Origin of the sequence: Dactylosporangium sp. NPDC000521, from assembly GCF_042898305.1 — a bacterium.
In the GTDB taxonomy this organism is placed as follows: domain Bacteria; phylum Actinomycetota; class Actinomycetes; order Mycobacteriales; family Micromonosporaceae; genus Dactylosporangium.
Genome location: NZ_JBIAYW010000024.1, coordinates 109,649 through 127,555 on the forward strand (window position 1 = coordinate 109,649; position 17,907 = coordinate 127,555).

Consider the following 17,907-nt stretch of genomic DNA (forward strand, 5'->3'; position numbering starts at 1 on the left):
CGGCGTGCGACGATCCTGCCATGGGCGCCGACGTGACGGTGGAGAGCGAGCTTGCCCGGCTGCGCCGTGAACTGGAGCGGTTGCGAGCGGAGAACGTCCGCCTGTCGCGTCTGCTGGACCTGCAGGGTCAGGACACCGCTCCGCCGCCGGAGCAGCTGTCCGCGGCCGTAGCACCGCCGGGTCTGGTCCAGATGGCGTCGCCGGTGGCGGACAAACTGGCCCTGTACGTCGACCGGTTCCGGGCCCGGGCCGACGTGTACGCGGTGCGTTGGGAGAACAACCGAACCGGCACGAGCGGATGGCTGCCCGCGGTCGCCGGCGGCTGGCGCAAGGGAGCCGATCGGAGAGCTGCCACGTATCTCCCGCCCACCGCCGACGTCCTCTCGGCACACCTGGTGGGTGACCTCTTCATCGGGCTGTACCCACTGCTCGGCGACAACTCATGCCACTTCGTCGTGGCGGACTTCGACGGCCCGGCCGCGATGCTCGACGCGCTCGCCTACACCAAGCGGGCACGCACCAGTGGCGTACCGGCCGCGCTCGAGATTTCCCAGTCGGGGCGTGGCGCACACGTGTGGGTGTTCTCCGCGGCCACTGCCCGCTGCGTCGGCACCGCGCTGATCCACGAGGCCACGGTGCTGCGCGGCACGATGGACCTGCGTTCCTACGACCGGCTGTTCCCGAACCAGGACGTGCTGCCCGAGGGCGGCTTCGGCAACCTGATCGCCGCGCCACTGCAGGGCCGGCGCCGCAGGGACGGGTTGACGGCGTTCCTGGACCTGGCGACGCTGGAGCCGCACGAGGACCAGTGGGCGTACCTGTCCACCCTCGACCGGCTCAGCCCGGGCGACGCGACCAGGGTCGCCCGGCGGGCGAAACAGGCGCTCGTCGGCGCCGATGTCGCCACGCTGAGCAGATCCGACGCCACGAAGGTGCATCCGCCGCTTCCCGCAGTCCTGCACGCGGAGCTCGGCGCCGGGCTGAGCGTGGACGCGGCCCAGCTGACGCCTGCGGCGTTGTCGACGTTCAAGCACGCGGCGTCCATGGCCAACCCGAAGTTCTACGAACTCCAGCGTCTGCGCAAATCCACCTGGGACACGCCGCGGTTCATCCGCGGGTACGACCTGAACGTCGATGACCTCCTGGTCCTGCCACGCGGACTGCGGCACACCGTCGAAGCGATCGTCGAGCGCGCCGGCTCACGCCTCGCCATCACGGACGTGCGCAATCCTGGGCGCGAAATCGACGTCGCCTGTACAGCACAACTCGACACCGGACAGAGCGCGGCGGTCGGCGCGTTGCTCGCGCATGACGACGGCGTCCTCGTCGCACCGCCAGGGTCGGGCAAGACCGTTATGGCCTGCGCGGTGATCGCCGAACGGGGCACGGCGACCCTCGTGCTCGTCGACCGGAAGGCCCTGGCCGAGCAGTGGCGCACCCGGATCGAGCAGTTCCTGGGCATCAAGCCGGGGCAGGTCGGTGGCGGCAGGCGCAAGCTCAGCGGGGTGGTGGACATCGCCATGCTGCCCTCCCTGGCCAGGCGTGACGACGTCGCCGAACTCACCAGCGGCTACGGGCACGTCATCGTCGACGAGTGCCACCATCTCGCGGCCGCCGCGTACGACCACTCGGTCAAACGCATCGCCGCGCAGTTCTGGCTCGGCCTCACCGCCACCCCGGCGCGGCGTGACGGACTCGGTGAACTCGTCCTCTGGCAACTCGGACCAGTCCGGCGCACGATCACGCATGACCCGCCCGGCAACGAGCAGCGCACACTGCTGGACGCCTGCGAGGCTGACACGGGACCACGGCGGCTGCTGTACCTGCACGAGACCGCCTTCGAGTTCCGCTCCGGTGACGCCGAGCCGTCCACCGCGATCGCCGAAGCGCACCGCGCCATCGCCGTCGACCAGGCACGCAACGCCCAAATCGTCGCCGACGTGATCGCCGCACTGCAGCGCGGGCGCAACTGTCTGGTGCTCACCAGGCGAGTCGCACATGTGGAAGCGCTGAACTCCGCGCTCGCTTCGCAGGGGCGCCAGGTGTACGTGCTGCAGGGCGGCATGTCGACCAGCGACCGGCGCGGCACCGTGAGCCGGCTCGCCGACGCCAAGGCCGGAGACGGCGTCCTCGTCATCGGCACAACGCCGTTCATCGGCGAAGGCTTCGACGCGCCGGCCCTCGACACGCTGTTCCTGGCCGCGCCGGTCTCCTACGACGGGCTGCTCATCCAGTGCGCCGGCCGGGTGATCCGCGCCGCGCCCGGAAAGGCCGTCGCTGAGGTCCACGACTACCACGACCGCGACACCCCGATCCTCGCCGCGTCACTCCAACGCCGCATGCCCGGCTACCGTGCACTCGGCTTCACCAAGGCATAGCAACTGCCGGACTTGATCAGCAACGCATAGGGGGCGGGTGTCACGGGGCGTAGGTATCCGCCTAACGTGGTCGGCTATGCATGGCGCGAACGAGCTGCCCGATGTCGATGAATCTGCCGACGACGGAACGGTCCGTTTGACGGGGGCGGAGGCGCCGGCCAACGTGCTGGCCGTGATGCAGTTGTGCGGCGCGGGCAAGCTGCGCTGCAGCGAGAAGACCCAGCGGCCGTCCGCCGCCACCGTTGCGGGGGTGGCGGAGGTACTGGCCGGCGGGGACTTCTACCCCACGGAGCCGATCGCGGCGTTCGCCTGGCCGCTGCTGATCCAGGCCGGCGGGCTCGCCGAACTGGCCGGCGGCCGGTTGCAGTTGACCGCGAAGGGTCGCACCGCGTTGGGTCGGCCGCCGGCCGAGACGATCCGTGCGCTGTGGCGCTCCTGGGTCGGTAAAGCGGTCATCGACGAACTGAGCCGGGTCGAGCACATCAAGGGCCAGCGCACCGCCAACACGCTGACCTCGGCGAAGACCCGCCGCCAGGCGGTTGCCACGGCGCTGTCCCGCTGCCCGGCCGGCGAGTGGATGGCGATCGACGACCTGTTCGACACGATGCGACACGGCGGATTGTCGCCGACGGTGGCCCGCAGCGACCGGGCGTTGTGGCGGTTGTACCTCACCGATCCGCAGTACGGCAGCCTCGGCTACGCCGGGTTCGCGGACTGGCCGGTCCTGGAGGGCCGGTACACGCTGGCGGTGCTGTTCGAATACGCCGGCACGCTGGGCCTGTTCGACCTCGACTACACCGACCCTGCCGGCGCCCGGGACGACTTCCGCAGCAACTGGGGCACCGACGAGCTGGAGTATCTCAGCCGCTACGACGGGCTGCGGGCGGTGCGGCTCAACGCCCTGGGCGCCTATGCCTTGGGCCTGAGCGACCGCTACCAGGCGCCCACGGCGGATGCGGCGGTGGCCGGGGCGTTGAAGGTGCTGCCCAATCTGGACATCGTGGTCACCGGCGAGCTGCCGCCGGCCGATCGGTTGATGCTCGACGCGTATGCGCAACGCACCGCGGACCGGGTCTGGGCCTTGCGTGAGGCGACCCTGCTGGCTGCGCTGGACGCCGGACGCGGGCTCGATCAGCTGCGCGAGTTCCTGGCTGTCCGCGCGACCCATGAGTTGCCCAATTCGGTGACCACCCTGCTGGCCGACGTCGCGGCCCGTGCCGGGCGGCTCCGCAACCTCGGTGTGGTCCGCCTGGTGGAGTGCGCCGACCCGGCGCTCGCCGTCCTGATCGCGGGTGATCGGCGGCTGCGTGGCCTGTGCCAGCCGGTCGGTGACCGGCACCTGGCCGTGGCCGTGGACCGGGAGCAGGAGTTCCGCAAGGCGCTACGGGCGCTGGGCCACATGCTGCCCAGCGACACCCCGGCCTGAACTGAGGAGGTTGGCCGGCTGCCGGTAGGCGCGGTGCGGAACCCCCGGGCGTCGATGTTGATAAAACGACTGCAAGGCCGTGTTAGCGTTGTTTTATCGAAGGTGAGGGGCCTGATGGCGAAGCGAACGAGGTCCTACATGCCGACGACCCGGGCTGCCGTTGCGCTGCTCGGGTCCCAAATCGCCGCGGCCCGCAAGGAGCGTGGTTGGACGGCCGCGGACCTGGCCGAACGTGTCGGAGTGCAGCCGCACACCATCGGGCGGCTCGAGCGGGGTGAGCCGACCGTGGCGGTCGGCCTGGCCTTCGAGGCTGCGGTGGTCGTCGGTGTGCCGCTGTTCGGTGCGAACGAGCGGGAGCTGCCTGCCCTGGCCGCGGCCGCCAGGCAGCGGCTGGCTCTGCTGCCGGCTCGGGTGACCAAGCCGGCGATCGTCGTCGACGACAACTTCTGACCTCGTATGGAGGGACGGCATGGCACCACCGCGGGATGCCTTTGTGTGGGCCTGGCTGCCTGGCGCGACGGAGCCGGTGGTCGCGGGCAGGGTCGTCGCGGTGGACGGTGACCGGTACGTCTTCGTATACGGCCAGAGCTACCTGGCGCGTCCGGACGCGGTCCCGCTGTACGGGCCGGAGCTGCCGCTGCGGGAGGGACCGATCGAACCGCGGCGGAACCTGCCGCTGGCGGGTTGCCTCCGCGACGCCAGCCCCGATGCGTGGGGTCGGCGCGTCATCCTGGCCCGCCGGTTCGGCCACCTCGACCGCGACACGGACACCGCGGCCCTGGACGAGCTGACGTACATGCTGACCTCTGGCTCCGACCGCGTCGGCGGGCTGGACTTCCAGTCCAGCGCCACCGAGTACGTCGCGCGAGACGAGACGGCCGAGCTGGCCGAGCTCATCGGCGCCGCCGAGGCGCTCGAAGCCGGCCGGCCGCTGTCACCCGCGCTGGGCGAGGCGTTGACGCGGGGCACGTCCATCGGTGGCACCCGTCCCAAGGTCACCGTGCTCGACCAGGGACGGCACCTGATCGCCAAGCTGTCCTCGACGAGCGACTACTACCCCGTGGTCAAGGCGGAGGCCGTCGGGATGATCCTGGCTCGGCGGGTGGGCTTGAACGTCGCTGCCTGCGAGGTCATCCGTTGCGCCGGCCGTGATGTGCTGCTCGTGGAGCGCTTCGACCGCACTGGGATACCTGGGCAGCGGCGCATGATGGTCTCCGCGCTAACCATTCTCGGCGAGGACGAGATGGGCGCGCGGCACGTCGGCTACCCGGACCTCGCGGACGCGGTCCGCAAGCAGTTCACCGAGCCCACCCAGCACCTGCGCGAGCTGTTCGCGCGGATGGTCTTCAACGTCTGCATCGGCAACACCGATGACCACCTGCGCAACCACGCCGCCTTCTGGGACGGCGCACAACTGGCGCTGACCCCCGCGTACGACCTGTGCCCCCAGCCACGCAGCGGCGAAACCGCCAACCAGGCCCTGAACGTCACCCGCACCCCCGGAGAGCGCGCCAGCCAGCTGCGGCTGTGCCGAAAGGCCGCGCCGGAGTTCCTGCTCTCCGACCGCGACGCCGATCAGATCATCGAGGCTCAGGTTGACGTCATCCGCCGCGACTGGGACGACGCCGCCGATGAGGCGCAGCTGACGAAAGCGGAGCGCGGCCAGTTGTGGCAGCGACAGATTCTGAACCCGTACATCCACTACGACCAGGCGTGACGACGTACGTTCAGGAGTCTTCTGCCTCTCGGCCGCGAATGAGCGCTACCACCCGTCGCCGTGTTCGGCGATTACCCGGGCAGCTTGCTGGTGGTGAGGGCCAGCGTTGCTGGGTTGGTGTCGTCCAGCTCTCGTTGGGCGATGGCCATGAGGTTGGCCATGAGCTGGCGCAGCATGGCCGGGTCGTTGGTCCGCAGGCTCCGCTGCGCCTCGGTGCATGGCCATGGAAGTCCGTCGACGGCGCAGGTCCAGGATGGGCGGACGACCCGGTGGGTGGCGCTCAACGTCGACTCCCCGCGTGCCGGCGTTTCCGGTCGGCTGCTGCGGTCCGGCGCAGGACGGCCATCGGGAGATCGAGTGAGTCGGCTATGGCGGTCAGCAGGCCCGTCCACCTGGCACCCGGACGGACCGGTCCGTCCGGGTGCCGGCGGCGCGGCGCGGAAAGTTGTTGGGCGAGGGGGTCAACAGGTGGGGGTGTGCGGGGACTCTGTGGGGTGAAGTCCTAGCGAGGGAGACGAAGCGTGGTGACCCTGCAACCGTCCGAGGTGCACGTCGTGGGGTTCGAGGCGTTCGTCGCGACTCGCGGGGTGGGGCTGGTGCGGTTCGCGGTGTTGCTGACCGGGGATGACCATCGGGCCGAGGATCTGGTGCAGGAGGCGCTGGCGAAGGCGTACCTGCGGTGGGAGGGGATCCGGCGGGTCGATGACCCTGAGGTGTACGTGCGGCGGTTGATCCTCAACGGGTCGCGGTCGTGGTGGCGGCGCAGGGCGAACCGGGAGGTGCCGGTCGAGCGGGCGCCTGACGTGGCCGCGGCCGGGGACGTGGGCGGGGAGGCGGCCGACCGGGACGAGCTGTGGCGGCTGGTGGCGGCGCTGCCGTTCAAGCAGCGGGCGGTGGTGGTCCTGCGGTACTACGAGGATCTCGACGACGCGGCGATCGCGCGGGTGCTCGAGTGCTCGCAGACGACGGTTCGGACCCACGCCATGCGCGCGCTGAACAGACTGCGCGGGCGACTCAGCGAGAACGAGAACGAGAGCGAGAGCCAGAGCGAGAGCCAGAGCGAGAGTCCGAACGGGAGCGAGGCGGAAGCATGAGCGGCATCGAGGAAAAGCTGGTGCGGAGCCTCGCGGCGCGGGCAGAGGCGGGGCAGGTCGAAGTCGGGGAGCTGGCGCGCCGGGCGGTGCGGAGGGCGGGCCGGATGCGGGCGCGCCGGAGGGCGGCAGGCGTGGCCGCCGCGGTGGCGCTGATCGTGGTGGGGGCACTGGGCGTACATGCGATGCTGCCGCAACGCAAGGACACGACGATGCCCGTGGCGCTGGGGGTGCCATCAGCGCTGAGCCGGCCGGAGGGGATCGGTGGGGACCCAGCGCTGCTGCACCTGGACCTGGACCTGAAGGCGTTCGACGACGTGGGGGTGGTCGACTGGGTCTCCGGGGAGGACCGGGAGGCGGTGAGCGTGTACGGGCAGGACCACGAGCTGGTCGCCGCGGTGTATGTGGCGCCGTCGGCGGTGGACCTGAGGCGGGGGCTGCGGGCGCTGAGCTCGGCGGCCGTGGACGTCACTGTCGACGGGCGGCCGGGCCGGGCGGACACGTTCGACCCGGGCAACGGGCAGCGGTTCACGGACCTGCGGTGGGAGCCGGTCGACGGGATCTTCGTGGCGGTGTGGGCGCGGGACCTGGCGGCGGCGCAGCGGGTGTACGGCGCGGTCCGGCTGGACCGGGTGCAGCGGTGCGTGACGCCGATGCGGCTGTCGGCGCTGCCGGCGGGAGCGCGGTGGGTCGAGTGCCAGACGGCGATCAAGGTGAAGCAGGCCCGCGCGGGCGGGGAGTGGGCCTGGTCAGGGCTGGTCGTCGCGCAGGCGGACGCCGAGCGGGTGCGGCTGTGGGCGGCGGAGCCCGCGGCGGCGGACGGTGCGCGGTTCGCGCCGGACCGGGTCGTGGCCGGCAGGTCCGCGCAGTGGCTCACCGATGGGATGCGGGGGCTGTGGGTCCCTGAGTTCGGGCCGGTCAGCCTGTACGTTCTGGAGGAGACCGCGTTCCACGCCGACCTGCTCAGCGAGGAGGAGGCGGCCTGGTACGTCGAGCATCTGCAGGTGTACGACGACCTGACCAACCCTGACGCGTGGCCGACATCGGCGACCCGTTAGGCGGCGAGGACGGCGAGCGCCAGCAGGCAGTGCGCGGCGATGCCGAGCCGCACGCTGCCGAAGCGGACGGTCACCGCCGTCAGGACGACGTGCATGACGAGCAGGTAGGGGAACAGGCCGGACAGCGCGAACGGCAGGGCGGACAGCACGCCCGACGCGAGGATCGCCGCCGTGCCGTGCAGCGGCGTCCGTGGCAACAAGTACGCCCGGAAGAAGAGCTCCTGCGGTGCGGCCACCACCAGGAGCAGCAGCGGCAGCACGGCCGGTCCGTGGTCCGCGCCGAACAGCATGGCCAGCCCGAGCGCGATGGCGAACAGGCTCGGCAGCAGCAGCAGGTACAGCCGCGGAGGAAGCCTGCGGTGCAACGACAGCGTGCCGATCGTCATGGATGTGACGCTACGAACGGCGGGCGGCCGGATACAGCCCGCTGTCTACCGTGTCAGGGGTAGGGCCAGCCATACCCCTGAGGAGAGAATGTCGGATCGGGGGTGGGCCGTTCGAGGTACCGGTGAAGACACCCGCTGATAGGAGTGGAACATGCGTTATCTCGTGCTGCTGAAGGGGGCGACCCCCGGCACCCCGCCTCCGCCGGAGCTGATGGATGCGATCATGCGGCTCGGCGAGGAGGCCACCGCCGCCGGGGCGCTGCTGGACACCGCCGGCCTCGCGCCCAGCGTCAACAGCGCGCGGGTCACGGTCACCGGCGGCGCGCTCGACGTGGTCGACGGGCCGTTCGCGGAGACGAAGGAGATGATCAGTTACGCGCTGTACCAGGTGCGCACGAAGGCCGAGGCGACGGAGTGGACGAGCCGGTTCATGAAGCTGCACCGCGACCTGTGGCCCGGCTGGGAGGGCGAGGCCGAGGTGCACCAGGTGTTCAGTCCAGCAGGCTGACGTCGAAGGCCGGGAACTCCTCGGGCGGCGGCGCCTCGACGGTGACCCGCGCCCCGGCGTGGTCGAACGACAGCCGCCACGCGTGCAGGTGCGTCCGCCCGGTGGCGGCCTTGTCGAACAGCGGGTCGCCGACGATCGGGTGGCCGATCCACGCGAGGTGCACCCGGATCTGGTGGCGCCTGCCCGTCAACGGGTCGGCGACCACCAGGGCGCGCTGCTCGTCCTGCCACGGCACGCGCAGCTCCGTCACCGACGGGTAGGTGGGGACCTGGTCGAACACCGCCTCGGCCGGCACCGACCAGGTGCCCCCGGACAGCGTGATCGCCTCCCGGGGCGCCGCGATCCGCACGCGGTTCTTCCGCCCGACGCTCAGCGGCAGGTCGATCGTGCCGGCCGCGGGGAGCCCGCCGGGCGTCACGACCGCCAGGTACGACTTCCGCACGGTCCGCTTGTTGAACTGCCGCGTCAGCGCGCCGTGCCCGGCGAGGTCCTTGGCGAACAGGATCACGCCGGAGGTGACCTTGTCGATGCGGTGCGCCGGGAACAGCGTCTCGCCGGCCTCGGCGGCCATCCTGACCAGATCGGTCTCGTGCCGCTCGCCCATGACGGACACCCCGGCCGGCTTGTCCAGCACCAGCACCGCGTCGTCCTCGAAGAGCACGCGCTTCCGGTAGTCCGTCCACATCGCCCTAACATACGGTGGTGGAGGAGTACCGCCGCGAGCTGGAGGTCCACTGCTACCGGATGCTGGGCTCGCTGCACGAGGCCGAGGACCTGGTGCAGGAGACGTATCTGAAGGCGTGGCGGGCCCGGGACACCTTCAACGGGCAGTCGTCGGAGCGCACGTGGCTCTACCGGATCGCCACCAACGCCTGCCTCGACGCGCTGAGGGGCCGCCCCCGGCGTGCGCTGCCCGTCGACCTGGCCCCGGGTGAGGCCGAGCACTGGCTGGAGCCCGTCCCCGACGCGGTCCTGGAGCACAGCGGCCCGGAGGGTGCCCTGCTGGCGAAGGAGCGGGTGGAGCTGGCGTTCCTCGCCGCGCTACAGCACCTCCCGCCGCGGCAGCGGGCCGTGCTCATCCTCCGCGACGTGCTCGACTGGTCGGCCGCGGAGACCGCGTCACTGCTGGAGATGACCGTCCCGGCGGTCAACAGCGCCCTGCAGCGGGCGAAGGCCCGCGTGCCCGCCCCCGCCGCGCCGGCCACCCCCGCCGATCACGAGGTCGCCCGCCGCTACGCCGAGGCGTTCCAGCGCGCCGACATCGCCGCCATGGTGCGCCTTCTGGCCGACGACGTCAGGGCCTCGATGCCGCCGTTGCGCATCTGGTACCAGGGAAGCCTCGCCGTCGAGCAGGCCCTCCGGGCCAGTCGCCCCGCCCTCGGGGAGATCCACGTCCGCTGCACCACCGCCAACCACCGCCCGGCCGTCGTCGCCCACATCCGCCCGCCCGGCGAGCCCACCTGGCAACCCTTCGGCGTCTCCGTCTTCCACGTCTCCGACGGCCGCATCACCGAGATGATCGCCTTCCACGACCCGGCGGTCGTCGCCCTCTTCGACCGGGTGCAGGGCCGGGTGTAGGGGCGGCCCGGCAGCGGACCGGCGGTGGGGTTAACCCTACGGCGGATCGGCGTGGTGGCACCGGTGTCGAAAAGGCGTGTGGCGGGCACGGTTGAAGCATGCAGTGGGCGTACGTCGTGATCTTCGTGTTGCTGGTGGCGGACTGTCTCCTGCCGTTCCTGCCGGCGGAGACCAGTGTCATCGCCGGGGGTGCGCTGGCGGCGGGTGGGCAGCTCAGGCTGCCGGTGGTGCTGGCCGCGACGGTGGCGGCGGTCGCGGCCGGGGACCTGCTGACCCATGAGGCGGCGCGGCGGGGCGGGCGCAGACTGTTCGGCAGGTGGACGAGGCGGGGTAAGCCGGGGCGGGTCCTCGCCAAGGTGAGCGGGGCGTTGCAGCGGCGCGGTGGCGCGATCGTGGCGACGGGCCGGTTCGTGCCGATGGGGCGCACCGCGGTGGCGCTCGCAACCGGTTATGCGCAGTTCCCGCGCCGCAGGTTCGTGCCCGCGTTGCTGGCCGGTGCGGTGCTGTGGAGCTGTTACATGGTGTCGCTCGGGTACCTCGGGGGGCGGGTGTTCGACCAGCCGTACACGGCTGCCGGGGTGGGCAGCGCGGTGTCGATCGCAGTGACGGCCGTGTTTGCCGTTGCGCGGATTCGGGCACCCCAGCAAGTGCAAGACGCATCGAAGGGAAGGATCAGCGATGAGCTTCGCGGACAAGGTCGAGCACAAGGCTGAAGAGGTCAAGGGCGCCGTCAAGGAGAAGTACGGCGACGCGACGGACAACGAGCGACTGCAGGCCGAAGGCGCCGCCGAGCGTGCCGCCGCCAAGGCGAAGCAGGCCGGTGACCATGTCAAGGACGCCGGCGCGGACGTGAAGGACGCCTTCACGCACCACACGAGCTGAGCGCACCGCCGAGCTGAGCCTGTTTTCGGGGCCACCCCTGCACCGCGGGGGTGGCCCCGAAGGCTGTTCAGGACGAGGAGCTGGACAGTCCCGTGCAGATCAGCATGATCAGCCCGACGATCAGGTCGTTCGCGGTGGGGCCGCTCCACCCGTACTGCAGCACGACCGGCGCCACCAGCAACCAGCCGGCGAGCCCGGCGGTGACCCAGCCGAGCGCGGGAGTGGGGCGCAGCAGCCGGACCATGGTGACGATCGCGACGGCGATCCCGACGACGGCGTCGCTCCAGAACACGTCGTAGCGGGCGGCGCCGATGTAGCCGATCGGCACCGCGGACACCACCAGCCAGACGGCGGCCAGGAAGACCACGGCGAGGAACGGGGCCGGCGACGACTTCCGGCGCTCGACGCGCTCCTCGTAGGAGGCGGTGGCCCGGGCGTGCGCGGGGGTCGTGAAGTCCTGGTCGGAGATGAAGCTGGTCACCGACCGAACCTCGCGCGGTCCAGGATGACCTGGGATCACCTCGCCGGAGTGCTCTCGTTCCAGGAGCGGTCCAGCGCCGTCACGCAGTAGGTGGCGGCGGCGTCCGGGACGGTCAGCGAGCCGTCCCCGCCGCGGCGCACCGCCAGCAGCTTCGCCGAGGAGCCCTGCACCTCGTACACGGCGGAGTACACGGCCGAGTTGACGCCCTTGCCCTTCCAGGTGAGCGTGGCGCCGGACCTCGAGACGGACGGCGGCGAGGGAACGTCGGCGGGCAGCTGCGCCATGACCGGCGGCAGCGCCGGCGTGGAGTAGAAGCTGCCGGCGTAGCGGGAGACCGAGCCGAGGGTGTCGCTGCGCATGCTCTTGGCGCTGAAGTGGACGCTGCCGGTGACCTGCGGATACTTCCGGTTCAGGGCGAGCTGGCGGTCGAGCTCGGCCGGGTCGGACCAGGCGCCGGACTGCCCGACGCGGTAGTCGGCCTGGCCGATCCACAGCTGCACGTCGGTGTTCTTGACGACGCCGGCCCACCAGGGCAGCAGCTTCGCGTAGTCCGCGACGTCGAACCCGATGTTCCAGTACAGCTGCGGGACGATGTAGTCGAGCCACTCCCGCTGCACCCACAGCCGGGTGTCGGCGTAGATCTCGTCGTAGGACTGCAGCCCGCGGGTCGGGGAGCCGGCCGGGTCGGTCCCGTCGTTGCGCCAGATGCCGAACGGGCTGATGCCGAACTTCACCCACGGCTTCAGCTTGCGGATCTTGTCGTGCATCTCCTGGACGAGCTTGTTGACGTTGTCACGGCGCCAGTCCGCACGGCTGGCGAAGCCGCCGCCGTACTGGGCGAACGCGGCGCCGTCCGGGTACTCCTGCTTGCCGACCGGGTACTGGTAGAAGAAGTCGTCGAAGTGGACCCCGTCGACGTCGTACTTCTTGACGGCCTCCAGCATCGAGTCCTCGACGAACTCGCGGGCGGCGGGGATGCCCGGGTTGAAGTGCAGGCGGCTGCCGGTGGTGCCGGCCGCGGGGTAGACGACCGCCCACTCCGGGTGCTTGCGCAGCGGGTGGTCGGGCGCGAGCGCGTCGATGTCGGACCCGGCGCCGCTCGGGGCCGGCTGGCTGCCCCGGTACGGGTTGAACCAGGCGTGGAACTCCAGCCCGCGGGCGTGCGTCTCGTCGATCATCCAGCGCATCAGGTCGAAGCCGGGCGCCTTCCCCCGTACCCCCGTGATCCACTCCGACCAGGGGGCGTAGGCGGACTGCCACAGCGCGTCGCCGCTGGGCCGTACATGGACGAACACCGCATTCAGGTTGCGCTTGCCGGCGAGGTCGAGCCAGCCCAGGTACTCCGCCTTGATCTGCTCGTCGGGCAGCCCGGGACGGCTCGGCCAGTCGATGTTCTCGACCGTGGTGATCCAGATGCCGCGCAGCTCCCGCGGCGCGTTCAGCGGCACCCCCTCGCAGCGCAGGTCGGTGCGCGGCCTGGACCGGTCGGCCCGGTCACCGCCGCGGCCGTCCGGCGCGGCGCTGGAGGACGTCGAGCTCACCCACACCGCCCTGACGGCGCCCACCCCCGCGACCACCGCCAGGACGATGCCGATCACGATCGGCAGCACAGGGGGGCGGCGGGGGAGGCTGTGACGCACGTCGACCAGTCTGCCGGGTGCCGAAGCCCCCATTGCAAGCGATTCAGGAACTTCTGGACGAAGAGGGGAGGGACTGCTCCTCCAGTTCCGCCATGAGCCGCGCGGTCGCCTGCTCGACCGCGGCGTCAACCAGGCGGCGCTCCGCGACGATCGTGTCGAGGCCGTCGCCGGCCACCTCCTGCGCCGCGTCGGCCACCTTGAGCTGCTGCTCGTGGCGTTTCGTGGCGGTCAGTTCGCGGCGGCGGGCGTCGCGTGCCTCGGTCCGCTCGTACGCGTTGCCGTGTGAGACCAGCTTGAGCCACACCGCCGCGCAGTCCAGGCAGACCAGCAGCGCCGCGATGCCGAGGTAGAAGAACCCGAATCCCCAGAAGTCGCTCTTGACCAGGTGCCACATGGCGGTCGTCCGGGCGCCGAAGCCCGCGCCGGCCTCCACGGACCGCCGGTTGTCGGTGCGCTGCTCGGCGATCTGCTCGTTGAGCGCGGCGATCTGCTTCGCCCGGTCGAGGCGGCCGCTCTCCTGGGTCTTCTGCAGCGCGGCCGCCTCGTCGTCCAGGCGGGTCGCCTCGGCGGTCAGCGCCCTGGACTGCCGCACGAGCGTGTCGCAGAACCCGCCGGGCGGGCAGCCGGCCCGCCGGGTGACGCCGTCGGCGCGGGAGTCGGCGAGGGCACGGTCGTACACCTCGGCGGCCTCGGCCCGTTTCGCCGCGGCGAGCTGATGCAGGTCCGCCACGGCCTTGTCGTCGGCGGCGTCCTGCCGCCGCAGCGCGTCGACCTGCCCGGCGAACGTGGCGATCGCACCCGACTGCTCGAGCTGGATCAGCTGGCGGTTGTGCACGGTGCCGAGGTACGCGTCGATCTCGCCCTTGTACCTGGCGAGCATGAGCGGCTCGGTGATGACGACGGCGAACAGCAGGGCGAGCAGCAGCCGGCCCAAGTACAGGCCGAGCGTGCCGCGCCGCAGCAGGTGCTTCGGGTCGGGGGAGTCAAGGTTGTCGTAGCTGACCGCGACCCGGCCGACGACGGCCCGGTCGTAGGCGATCACGGCGGCCGCGACCGGCGGACCGACCAGCCACTGCCACCACGGGTGCGTGTAGTTCGTGGTGGCGTCGACGAACGTCGCGGCGCCGACGATCGCGTACACGCCGTACAGCAGGATGAACACGCCGATCGAGCGGTACAGCGCGCGGTCGGTGTGGGTCCGCACGCTGGCGGGGTTCACGTTGGCGACCCTGAGGAGCAGCGAACGGTCGGCCATGCGCCTGACGCTACGCGAACATTAGTCGCATTTTAGGGGCATTTCCTGATTCAGCTCCTTCACCAGGATCCGGCACAGCTCCGGCTCGCGCACCTCCTGCTCGTCCGTGAACACCACGACCCACGCCGCCGTCGGCCTCATCAACCACGGCTTCCCCGACAACTCCGTCGTCTGCCACGCCTACCGCCGACGCCGGCTACTGGGCGGCGTACCTGCAGACCCGGCGGGCCTTCATCCAGCACGTCCGGCAGCGCCTGCCCCGCGCGATCGTCGCCGACGAGGCCGAACGCCACCGGATGGCGGCCGCCCTCGACGGCGCCCACGGCCGCAGCCTCACCATCACGCCCGACCTGTGCGTCGAGTACCTGCGGGCCTGGGCCGCCGACCGCCGGCTGTGGCAGTCATGGCTCGGCAAGCTCCCGCACAAGCCGTCGGCCGAGGCAGCCCTGCGCTACCTCGGCCTCAAGCCGCACGTCGCCTAGGTCACCAGGAGCCGGGTCAGGTTGGAACGGGAGCCGCGTCGGGGTTGGAACAGCAGCCGCGTCAGGTTGGGACACAGGAGTAAAAAGGCGCGGCTCGTGGTATGCCAGAGGCACGGCTACGGCTTCGGAGGTGGGCGGCCCATGGGCAAGGACGTCGAAACGACCGAGTTCAGCCGCGAAGACCGGATGCGGTACCGCGACAAAGTACGTCAATGCCTCGACGCGTTCGCACGCATGCTCGCCGACGCGCACTTCGAGGACGGCGACGGCATGAGCGGGCTCGAGATCGAGCTCAACCTCGTCGACGAGCAGCACGACCCGGCCCTGCGTAACCAGCGCGTGCTCGACGCCCTCGCCGACCCGGCGTTCGTCACCGAGCTCGGCCAGTTCAACATCGAGATCAACGTGCCGCCGCGGCGGCTCGCCGGTGACGGGCTCGCCGGGTTCGAAGAGCAGGTGCGCGCCAGCCTCAACGCCGCCGAGGAGCACGCCGCCGGGGTGGACACCCGCCTCGCGATGATCGGTATCCTGCCCACCCTGCGCCGGGACCTGCTCACGCCCGAGGTCCTGTCGGCGAACCCGCGCTACGCGCTGCTCAACGAACAGATCTTCGCGGCCCGCGGCGAGGACCTGCTCATCGCGATCGACGGCGTCGAGCGGCTGCACGTCCGCTGCGACTCGATCGCGCCCGAGGCCGCCTGCACCAGCGTCCAGTTTCACCTGCAGGTCAGCCCGCAACAGTTCGCCGCGCACTGGAACGCCGCCCAGGCCATCGCCGGCGTCCAGGTCGCCCTCGGCGCCAACGCGCCGTTCCTCTTCGGCAGCGAGCTGTGGCGGGAGACCCGCATCCCGCTGTTCGAGCAGGCCACCGACACGCGCGCCGAAGAGCTGAAGTCCCAGGGTGTGCGCCCCCGCGTCTGGTTCGGCGAGCGCTGGATCACCTCGATCTTCGACCTCTTCGAGGAGAACGTCCGCTACTTCCCCTCGCTGCTGCCCATCTGCGAGGACGAGGACCCGATCGCCGTCCTCGACGACGGCGGCGTCCCGAAGCTCGGCGAACTCCGGCTCCACAACGGCACCGTGTACCGCTGGAACCGCCCCATCTACGACGTCGTCGACGGCAAACCGCACGTCCGCGTCGAGAACCGCGTCCTCCCGGCCGGCCCGACCGTCGTGGACAGCATGGCCAACGCCGCCTTCTACTTCGGCCTCGTCCGCCGGCTCGCCGAGCAGGACCGGCCCGTCTGGACCCAGATGTCCTTCGGCGCCGCCGAGGAGAACTTCCACAACGGCGCCCGCCACGGCATCGACGCCTCCGTCTTCTGGCCCGGCCTCGGCTCCGTCCCGGTCACCGAGCTCGTGCTGCGCCGCCTCCTGCCCATGGCCCGCGAAGGGCTCGACACCTGGGGCGTCGACCCCTCCCACCGCGACCGGCTCCTCGGCATCATCGAGCAGCGCTGCCTCACCGCCCGCAACGGCGCCTCCTGGCAGGTCGACACCGTCCACCGCCTCACCGGCGCCGGCCAGATCGACCGCGACGACACCATGCGCAAACTGCTCGAGGAGTACCTTCCACGGATGCACTCCAACGTCCCCGTCCACGAGTGGTGACCGCCCCCGCCGGAGGGATCCGGGTCTCGGTCGACGGCCCGGTGGCGACGCTGACCATCGACAACCCCGGCAAACGCAACGCGATGACCGCCGCCATGTGGCGCGCCGTGCCGGTCCTGCTGAAGGACCTGGAGGCGGACCCGGCCGTCAAGGTCCTCGTCGTCGAAGGCGCCGGCGGCACCTTCTGCGCGGGCGCCGACATGGACGACGCCGCGGCGATCGCCGCCGACGGCGAGGACAGCGTCGCCGTCCAGGCCGAGCTCGCCCTCGCCGCGTTCCCGAAGCCGGCCATCGCCCGCATCGACGGCTTCTGCGTCGGCGGCGGCTGCCAGCTCGCCGTCGCCTGCGACCTGCGCTTCGCCGCCGCCGACAGCCGCTTCGGCATCACGCCCGCCAAGCTCGGCATCGTCTACCCCCGCTCGACGACCCGCCGCCTGGTCGACCTCGTCGGCCCGTCCCGCGCGAAGCTCCTCCTCTTCACCGCCGACCTGATCGACGCCCCGGCCGCGCTCGCCATCGGCCTCGTCGACGCCGTCGTCGCTCCAGACGCGTTGGCGGCGTCGGTACGGGACACCGCGGCCACCATCGCCACCCGTTCCCAGTTGAGCGTCCGGGCGGCCAAGGCGTTCATCGACGGCTGGGAAGGCCCCGCCCGCCAGGACCCCGCCGAAGTGGCGGAGGGCCTGGCCGCCTTCAGGGACCGCCGCCCCCCGCTCTGGCCCTCCGACCACCCGGCGTAGCTTCCCTGTACCTCTCGGTGCCTCGCGGATTCGTGGCGTGGGCAGGGTAAACTACGGACAGCGATGACGTCGGAGATCAATTTCCTGGCGTGGGCTAAGGTCCTGGAGGAAGCGGAACCCAGGGCACACGACTTCCTTCGTCGCCCCGGTCACCGCCACCTTCGAACGTCTTTGCGCCAGCCACTGCCGACGACGCTCACGCCCAACGCGCCGCGGTTCCAGGCGCCCCGGTGACGATGCGGCGCGCGGTGGTGGCGGAACTGCGGTGAGGCGCGGCGAGGTGGTTGCGGGCTGCGGTGAGGCGCGGTGGTTGCGGTTCTGATGGGTGGCGGTGCGGCGGCACATGCTTCGCGTGCGGCCCGGGCACCGTGGCGGCGGCGCGTTGCGGTTGCCGGACTGCGATGACGGCGCGGCGCGTGGCGGTTGCCGGACTGTGGTGACGGTGCGGCGCGTGGCGGTTGCAAGCCTGTTGGGGTGGCGGCTGGGGAGCTGCGGTGACGGCGCGGCCTGTGGCGGTTGCGGTTCTGTGGGTGGCGGTGCGGTGGCGCATGCCTCGCGTGCAGTCCGGGCGTCGTGGCGGCGGCGCGTGGCGGTTGCCGGACTGTGGTGACGGTGCGGCGCGTGGCGGTTGCAAGCCTGTTGGGGTGGCGGCTGGGGAGCTGCGGTGACGGCGC

General features: G+C 71.4%; 19 protein-coding genes. 13 read left to right on the forward strand and 6 right to left on the reverse strand.

Features of this window, described 5'->3' with window-relative positions:
* Positions 1-20: 20 nt before the first annotated feature.
* The 4 genes from ACFY3L_RS45745 (at position 21) to ACFY3L_RS45760 (ending at position 5,521) form a co-directional block, all read left to right on the forward strand.
* Positions 21-2,378 (forward strand): DEAD/DEAH box helicase family protein, encoded by a 2,358-nt coding sequence (locus ACFY3L_RS45745; protein ID WP_389339630.1) that lies wholly within the window; start codon positions 21-23, stop codon positions 2,376-2,378.
* Between the two features lie 136 nt (positions 2,379-2,514).
* Entirely contained in the window at positions 2,515-3,804 is a 1,290-nt protein-coding gene (locus ACFY3L_RS45750; RefSeq protein WP_389339632.1) for a helicase-associated domain-containing protein, read from the forward strand.
* Positions 3,805-3,918: 114 nt separating this feature from the next.
* Entirely contained in the window at positions 3,919-4,254 is a 336-nt protein-coding gene (locus tag ACFY3L_RS45755) for a helix-turn-helix transcriptional regulator (RefSeq protein ID WP_389339634.1), read from the forward strand.
* 19 nt (positions 4,255-4,273) lie between these two features.
* Complete coding sequence (locus ACFY3L_RS45760) at positions 4,274-5,521, forward strand: type II toxin-antitoxin system HipA family toxin (protein ID WP_389339636.1); 1,248 nt, start codon at positions 4,274-4,276, stop codon at positions 5,519-5,521.
* 71 nt (positions 5,522-5,592) lie between these two features.
* Here ACFY3L_RS45760 and ACFY3L_RS45765 read toward each other — a convergent pair whose 3' ends face one another.
* Complete coding sequence (locus ACFY3L_RS45765; protein ID WP_389339638.1) at positions 5,593-5,805, reverse strand: hypothetical protein; 213 nt, start codon at positions 5,803-5,805, stop codon at positions 5,593-5,595.
* 270 nt (positions 5,806-6,075) lie between these two features.
* Here ACFY3L_RS45765 and ACFY3L_RS45770 point away from each other — a divergent pair, with 270 nt between their 5' ends.
* Complete coding sequence (locus ACFY3L_RS45770; RefSeq protein ID WP_389339702.1) at positions 6,076-6,615, forward strand: SigE family RNA polymerase sigma factor; 540 nt, start codon at positions 6,076-6,078, stop codon at positions 6,613-6,615.
* A complete protein-coding gene (locus ACFY3L_RS45775) occupies positions 6,612-7,670 on the forward strand; it encodes a hypothetical protein (protein ID WP_389339640.1) in 1,059 nt (352 codons plus the stop codon). Before ACFY3L_RS45770 ends, ACFY3L_RS45775 begins: the two co-directional genes overlap by 4 nt.
* Here ACFY3L_RS45775 and ACFY3L_RS45780 read toward each other — a convergent pair.
* The gene (locus ACFY3L_RS45780) at positions 7,667-8,056 is read right to left on the reverse strand and encodes a type II CAAX prenyl endopeptidase Rce1 family protein (protein WP_389339642.1); all 390 of its coding nucleotides are present in this window, start codon (positions 8,054-8,056) and stop codon (positions 7,667-7,669) included. The two genes, ACFY3L_RS45775 and ACFY3L_RS45780, sit on opposite strands and share 4 nt — an antisense overlap.
* A gap of 151 nt (positions 8,057-8,207) precedes the next feature.
* Between ACFY3L_RS45780 and ACFY3L_RS45785 the strand changes: the two genes are divergently transcribed.
* Entirely contained in the window at positions 8,208-8,564 is a 357-nt protein-coding gene (locus ACFY3L_RS45785) for a YciI family protein (protein WP_389339644.1), read from the forward strand.
* Here the strand turns inward: ACFY3L_RS45785 and ACFY3L_RS45790 are convergent.
* Entirely contained in the window at positions 8,548-9,249 is a 702-nt protein-coding gene (locus ACFY3L_RS45790) for an RluA family pseudouridine synthase (RefSeq protein WP_389339646.1), read from the reverse strand. The two genes, ACFY3L_RS45785 and ACFY3L_RS45790, sit on opposite strands and share 17 nt — an antisense overlap.
* 17 nt (positions 9,250-9,266) lie before the next feature.
* Between ACFY3L_RS45790 and ACFY3L_RS45795 the strand changes: the two genes are divergently transcribed.
* From ACFY3L_RS45795 to ACFY3L_RS45805, 3 genes are all read left to right on the forward strand, one after another.
* On the forward strand, positions 9,267-10,142 hold the full coding sequence (locus tag ACFY3L_RS45795) for an RNA polymerase subunit sigma-70 (RefSeq protein ID WP_389339648.1): 876 nt from the start codon (positions 9,267-9,269) through the stop codon (positions 10,140-10,142).
* A gap of 98 nt (positions 10,143-10,240) precedes the next feature.
* Complete coding sequence (locus tag ACFY3L_RS45800) at positions 10,241-10,855, forward strand: DedA family protein (protein ID WP_389339650.1); 615 nt, start codon at positions 10,241-10,243, stop codon at positions 10,853-10,855.
* Positions 10,821-11,024, forward strand: a complete 204-nt coding sequence (locus ACFY3L_RS45805; protein ID WP_389339652.1) for a CsbD family protein — start codon at positions 10,821-10,823, stop codon at positions 11,022-11,024. The genes ACFY3L_RS45800 and ACFY3L_RS45805 overlap by 35 nt, the downstream gene beginning before the upstream one ends.
* Before the next feature lie 67 nt (positions 11,025-11,091).
* Here the strand turns inward: ACFY3L_RS45805 and ACFY3L_RS45810 are convergent, their stop codons facing one another.
* From ACFY3L_RS45810 to ACFY3L_RS45820, 3 genes are read right to left on the reverse strand one after another with little or no spacing between them, the layout of a single operon-like run.
* Positions 11,092-11,505 carry a hypothetical protein gene (locus tag ACFY3L_RS45810; RefSeq protein ID WP_389339654.1) on the reverse strand — a complete coding sequence of 138 codons (414 nt, stop codon included), beginning with the start codon at positions 11,503-11,505 and terminating at the stop codon, positions 11,092-11,094.
* A gap of 35 nt (positions 11,506-11,540) precedes the next feature.
* Positions 11,541-13,145, reverse strand: coding sequence for a glycoside hydrolase family 10 protein (locus ACFY3L_RS45815; protein ID WP_389339656.1), 1,605 nt, complete (start codon positions 13,143-13,145; stop codon positions 11,541-11,543).
* Between the two features lie 43 nt (positions 13,146-13,188).
* On the reverse strand, positions 13,189-14,400 hold the full coding sequence (locus ACFY3L_RS45820) for a DUF4407 domain-containing protein (protein ID WP_389339658.1): 1,212 nt from the start codon (positions 14,398-14,400) through the stop codon (positions 13,189-13,191).
* A gap of 296 nt (positions 14,401-14,696) precedes the next feature.
* Here ACFY3L_RS45820 and ACFY3L_RS45825 point away from each other — a divergent pair, with 296 nt between their 5' ends.
* The 3 genes from ACFY3L_RS45825 (at position 14,697) to ACFY3L_RS45835 (ending at position 17,233) form a co-directional block, all read left to right on the forward strand.
* Positions 14,697-14,882 carry a hypothetical protein gene (locus ACFY3L_RS45825; protein WP_389339660.1) on the forward strand — a complete coding sequence of 62 codons (186 nt, stop codon included), beginning with the start codon at positions 14,697-14,699 and terminating at the stop codon, positions 14,880-14,882.
* Between the two features lie 141 nt (positions 14,883-15,023).
* A complete protein-coding gene (locus ACFY3L_RS45830) occupies positions 15,024-16,493 on the forward strand; it encodes a glutamate--cysteine ligase (RefSeq protein ID WP_389339662.1) in 1,470 nt (489 codons plus the stop codon).
* Positions 16,490-17,233, forward strand: a complete 744-nt coding sequence (locus tag ACFY3L_RS45835; RefSeq protein ID WP_389339704.1) for an enoyl-CoA hydratase-related protein — start codon at positions 16,490-16,492, stop codon at positions 17,231-17,233. Before ACFY3L_RS45830 ends, ACFY3L_RS45835 begins: the two co-directional genes overlap by 4 nt.
* Positions 17,234-17,907: the final 674 nt, after the last annotated feature.

Excerpts from the sequence above, each read along its gene's own strand:
- ACFY3L_RS45745 (WP_389339630.1), top strand. The coding sequence starts at position 21 with ATGGGCGCCGACGTGACGGTGGAGAGCGAGCTTGCCCGGCTGCGCCGT.
- ACFY3L_RS45755 (WP_389339634.1), top strand. The coding sequence starts at position 3,919 with ATGGCGAAGCGAACGAGGTCCTACATGCCGACGACCCGGGCTGCCGTT.
- ACFY3L_RS45760 (WP_389339636.1), top strand. The coding sequence starts at position 4,274 with ATGGCACCACCGCGGGATGCCTTTGTGTGGGCCTGGCTGCCTGGCGCG.
- ACFY3L_RS45775 (WP_389339640.1), top strand. The coding sequence starts at position 6,612 with ATGAGCGGCATCGAGGAAAAGCTGGTGCGGAGCCTCGCGGCGCGGGCA.
- ACFY3L_RS45780 (WP_389339642.1), bottom strand. The coding sequence starts at position 8,056 with ATGACGATCGGCACGCTGTCGTTGCACCGCAGGCTTCCTCCGCGGCTG.
- ACFY3L_RS45785 (WP_389339644.1), top strand. The coding sequence starts at position 8,208 with ATGCGTTATCTCGTGCTGCTGAAGGGGGCGACCCCCGGCACCCCGCCT.
- ACFY3L_RS45790 (WP_389339646.1), bottom strand. The coding sequence starts at position 9,249 with ATGTGGACGGACTACCGGAAGCGCGTGCTCTTCGAGGACGACGCGGTG.
- ACFY3L_RS45800 (WP_389339650.1), top strand. The coding sequence starts at position 10,241 with ATGCAGTGGGCGTACGTCGTGATCTTCGTGTTGCTGGTGGCGGACTGT.
- ACFY3L_RS45805 (WP_389339652.1), top strand. The coding sequence starts at position 10,821 with ATGAGCTTCGCGGACAAGGTCGAGCACAAGGCTGAAGAGGTCAAGGGC.
- ACFY3L_RS45820 (WP_389339658.1), bottom strand. The coding sequence starts at position 14,400 with ATGGCCGACCGTTCGCTGCTCCTCAGGGTCGCCAACGTGAACCCCGCC.
- ACFY3L_RS45825 (WP_389339660.1), top strand. The coding sequence starts at position 14,697 with ATGGCGGCCGCCCTCGACGGCGCCCACGGCCGCAGCCTCACCATCACG.
- ACFY3L_RS45830 (WP_389339662.1), top strand. The coding sequence starts at position 15,024 with ATGGGCAAGGACGTCGAAACGACCGAGTTCAGCCGCGAAGACCGGATG.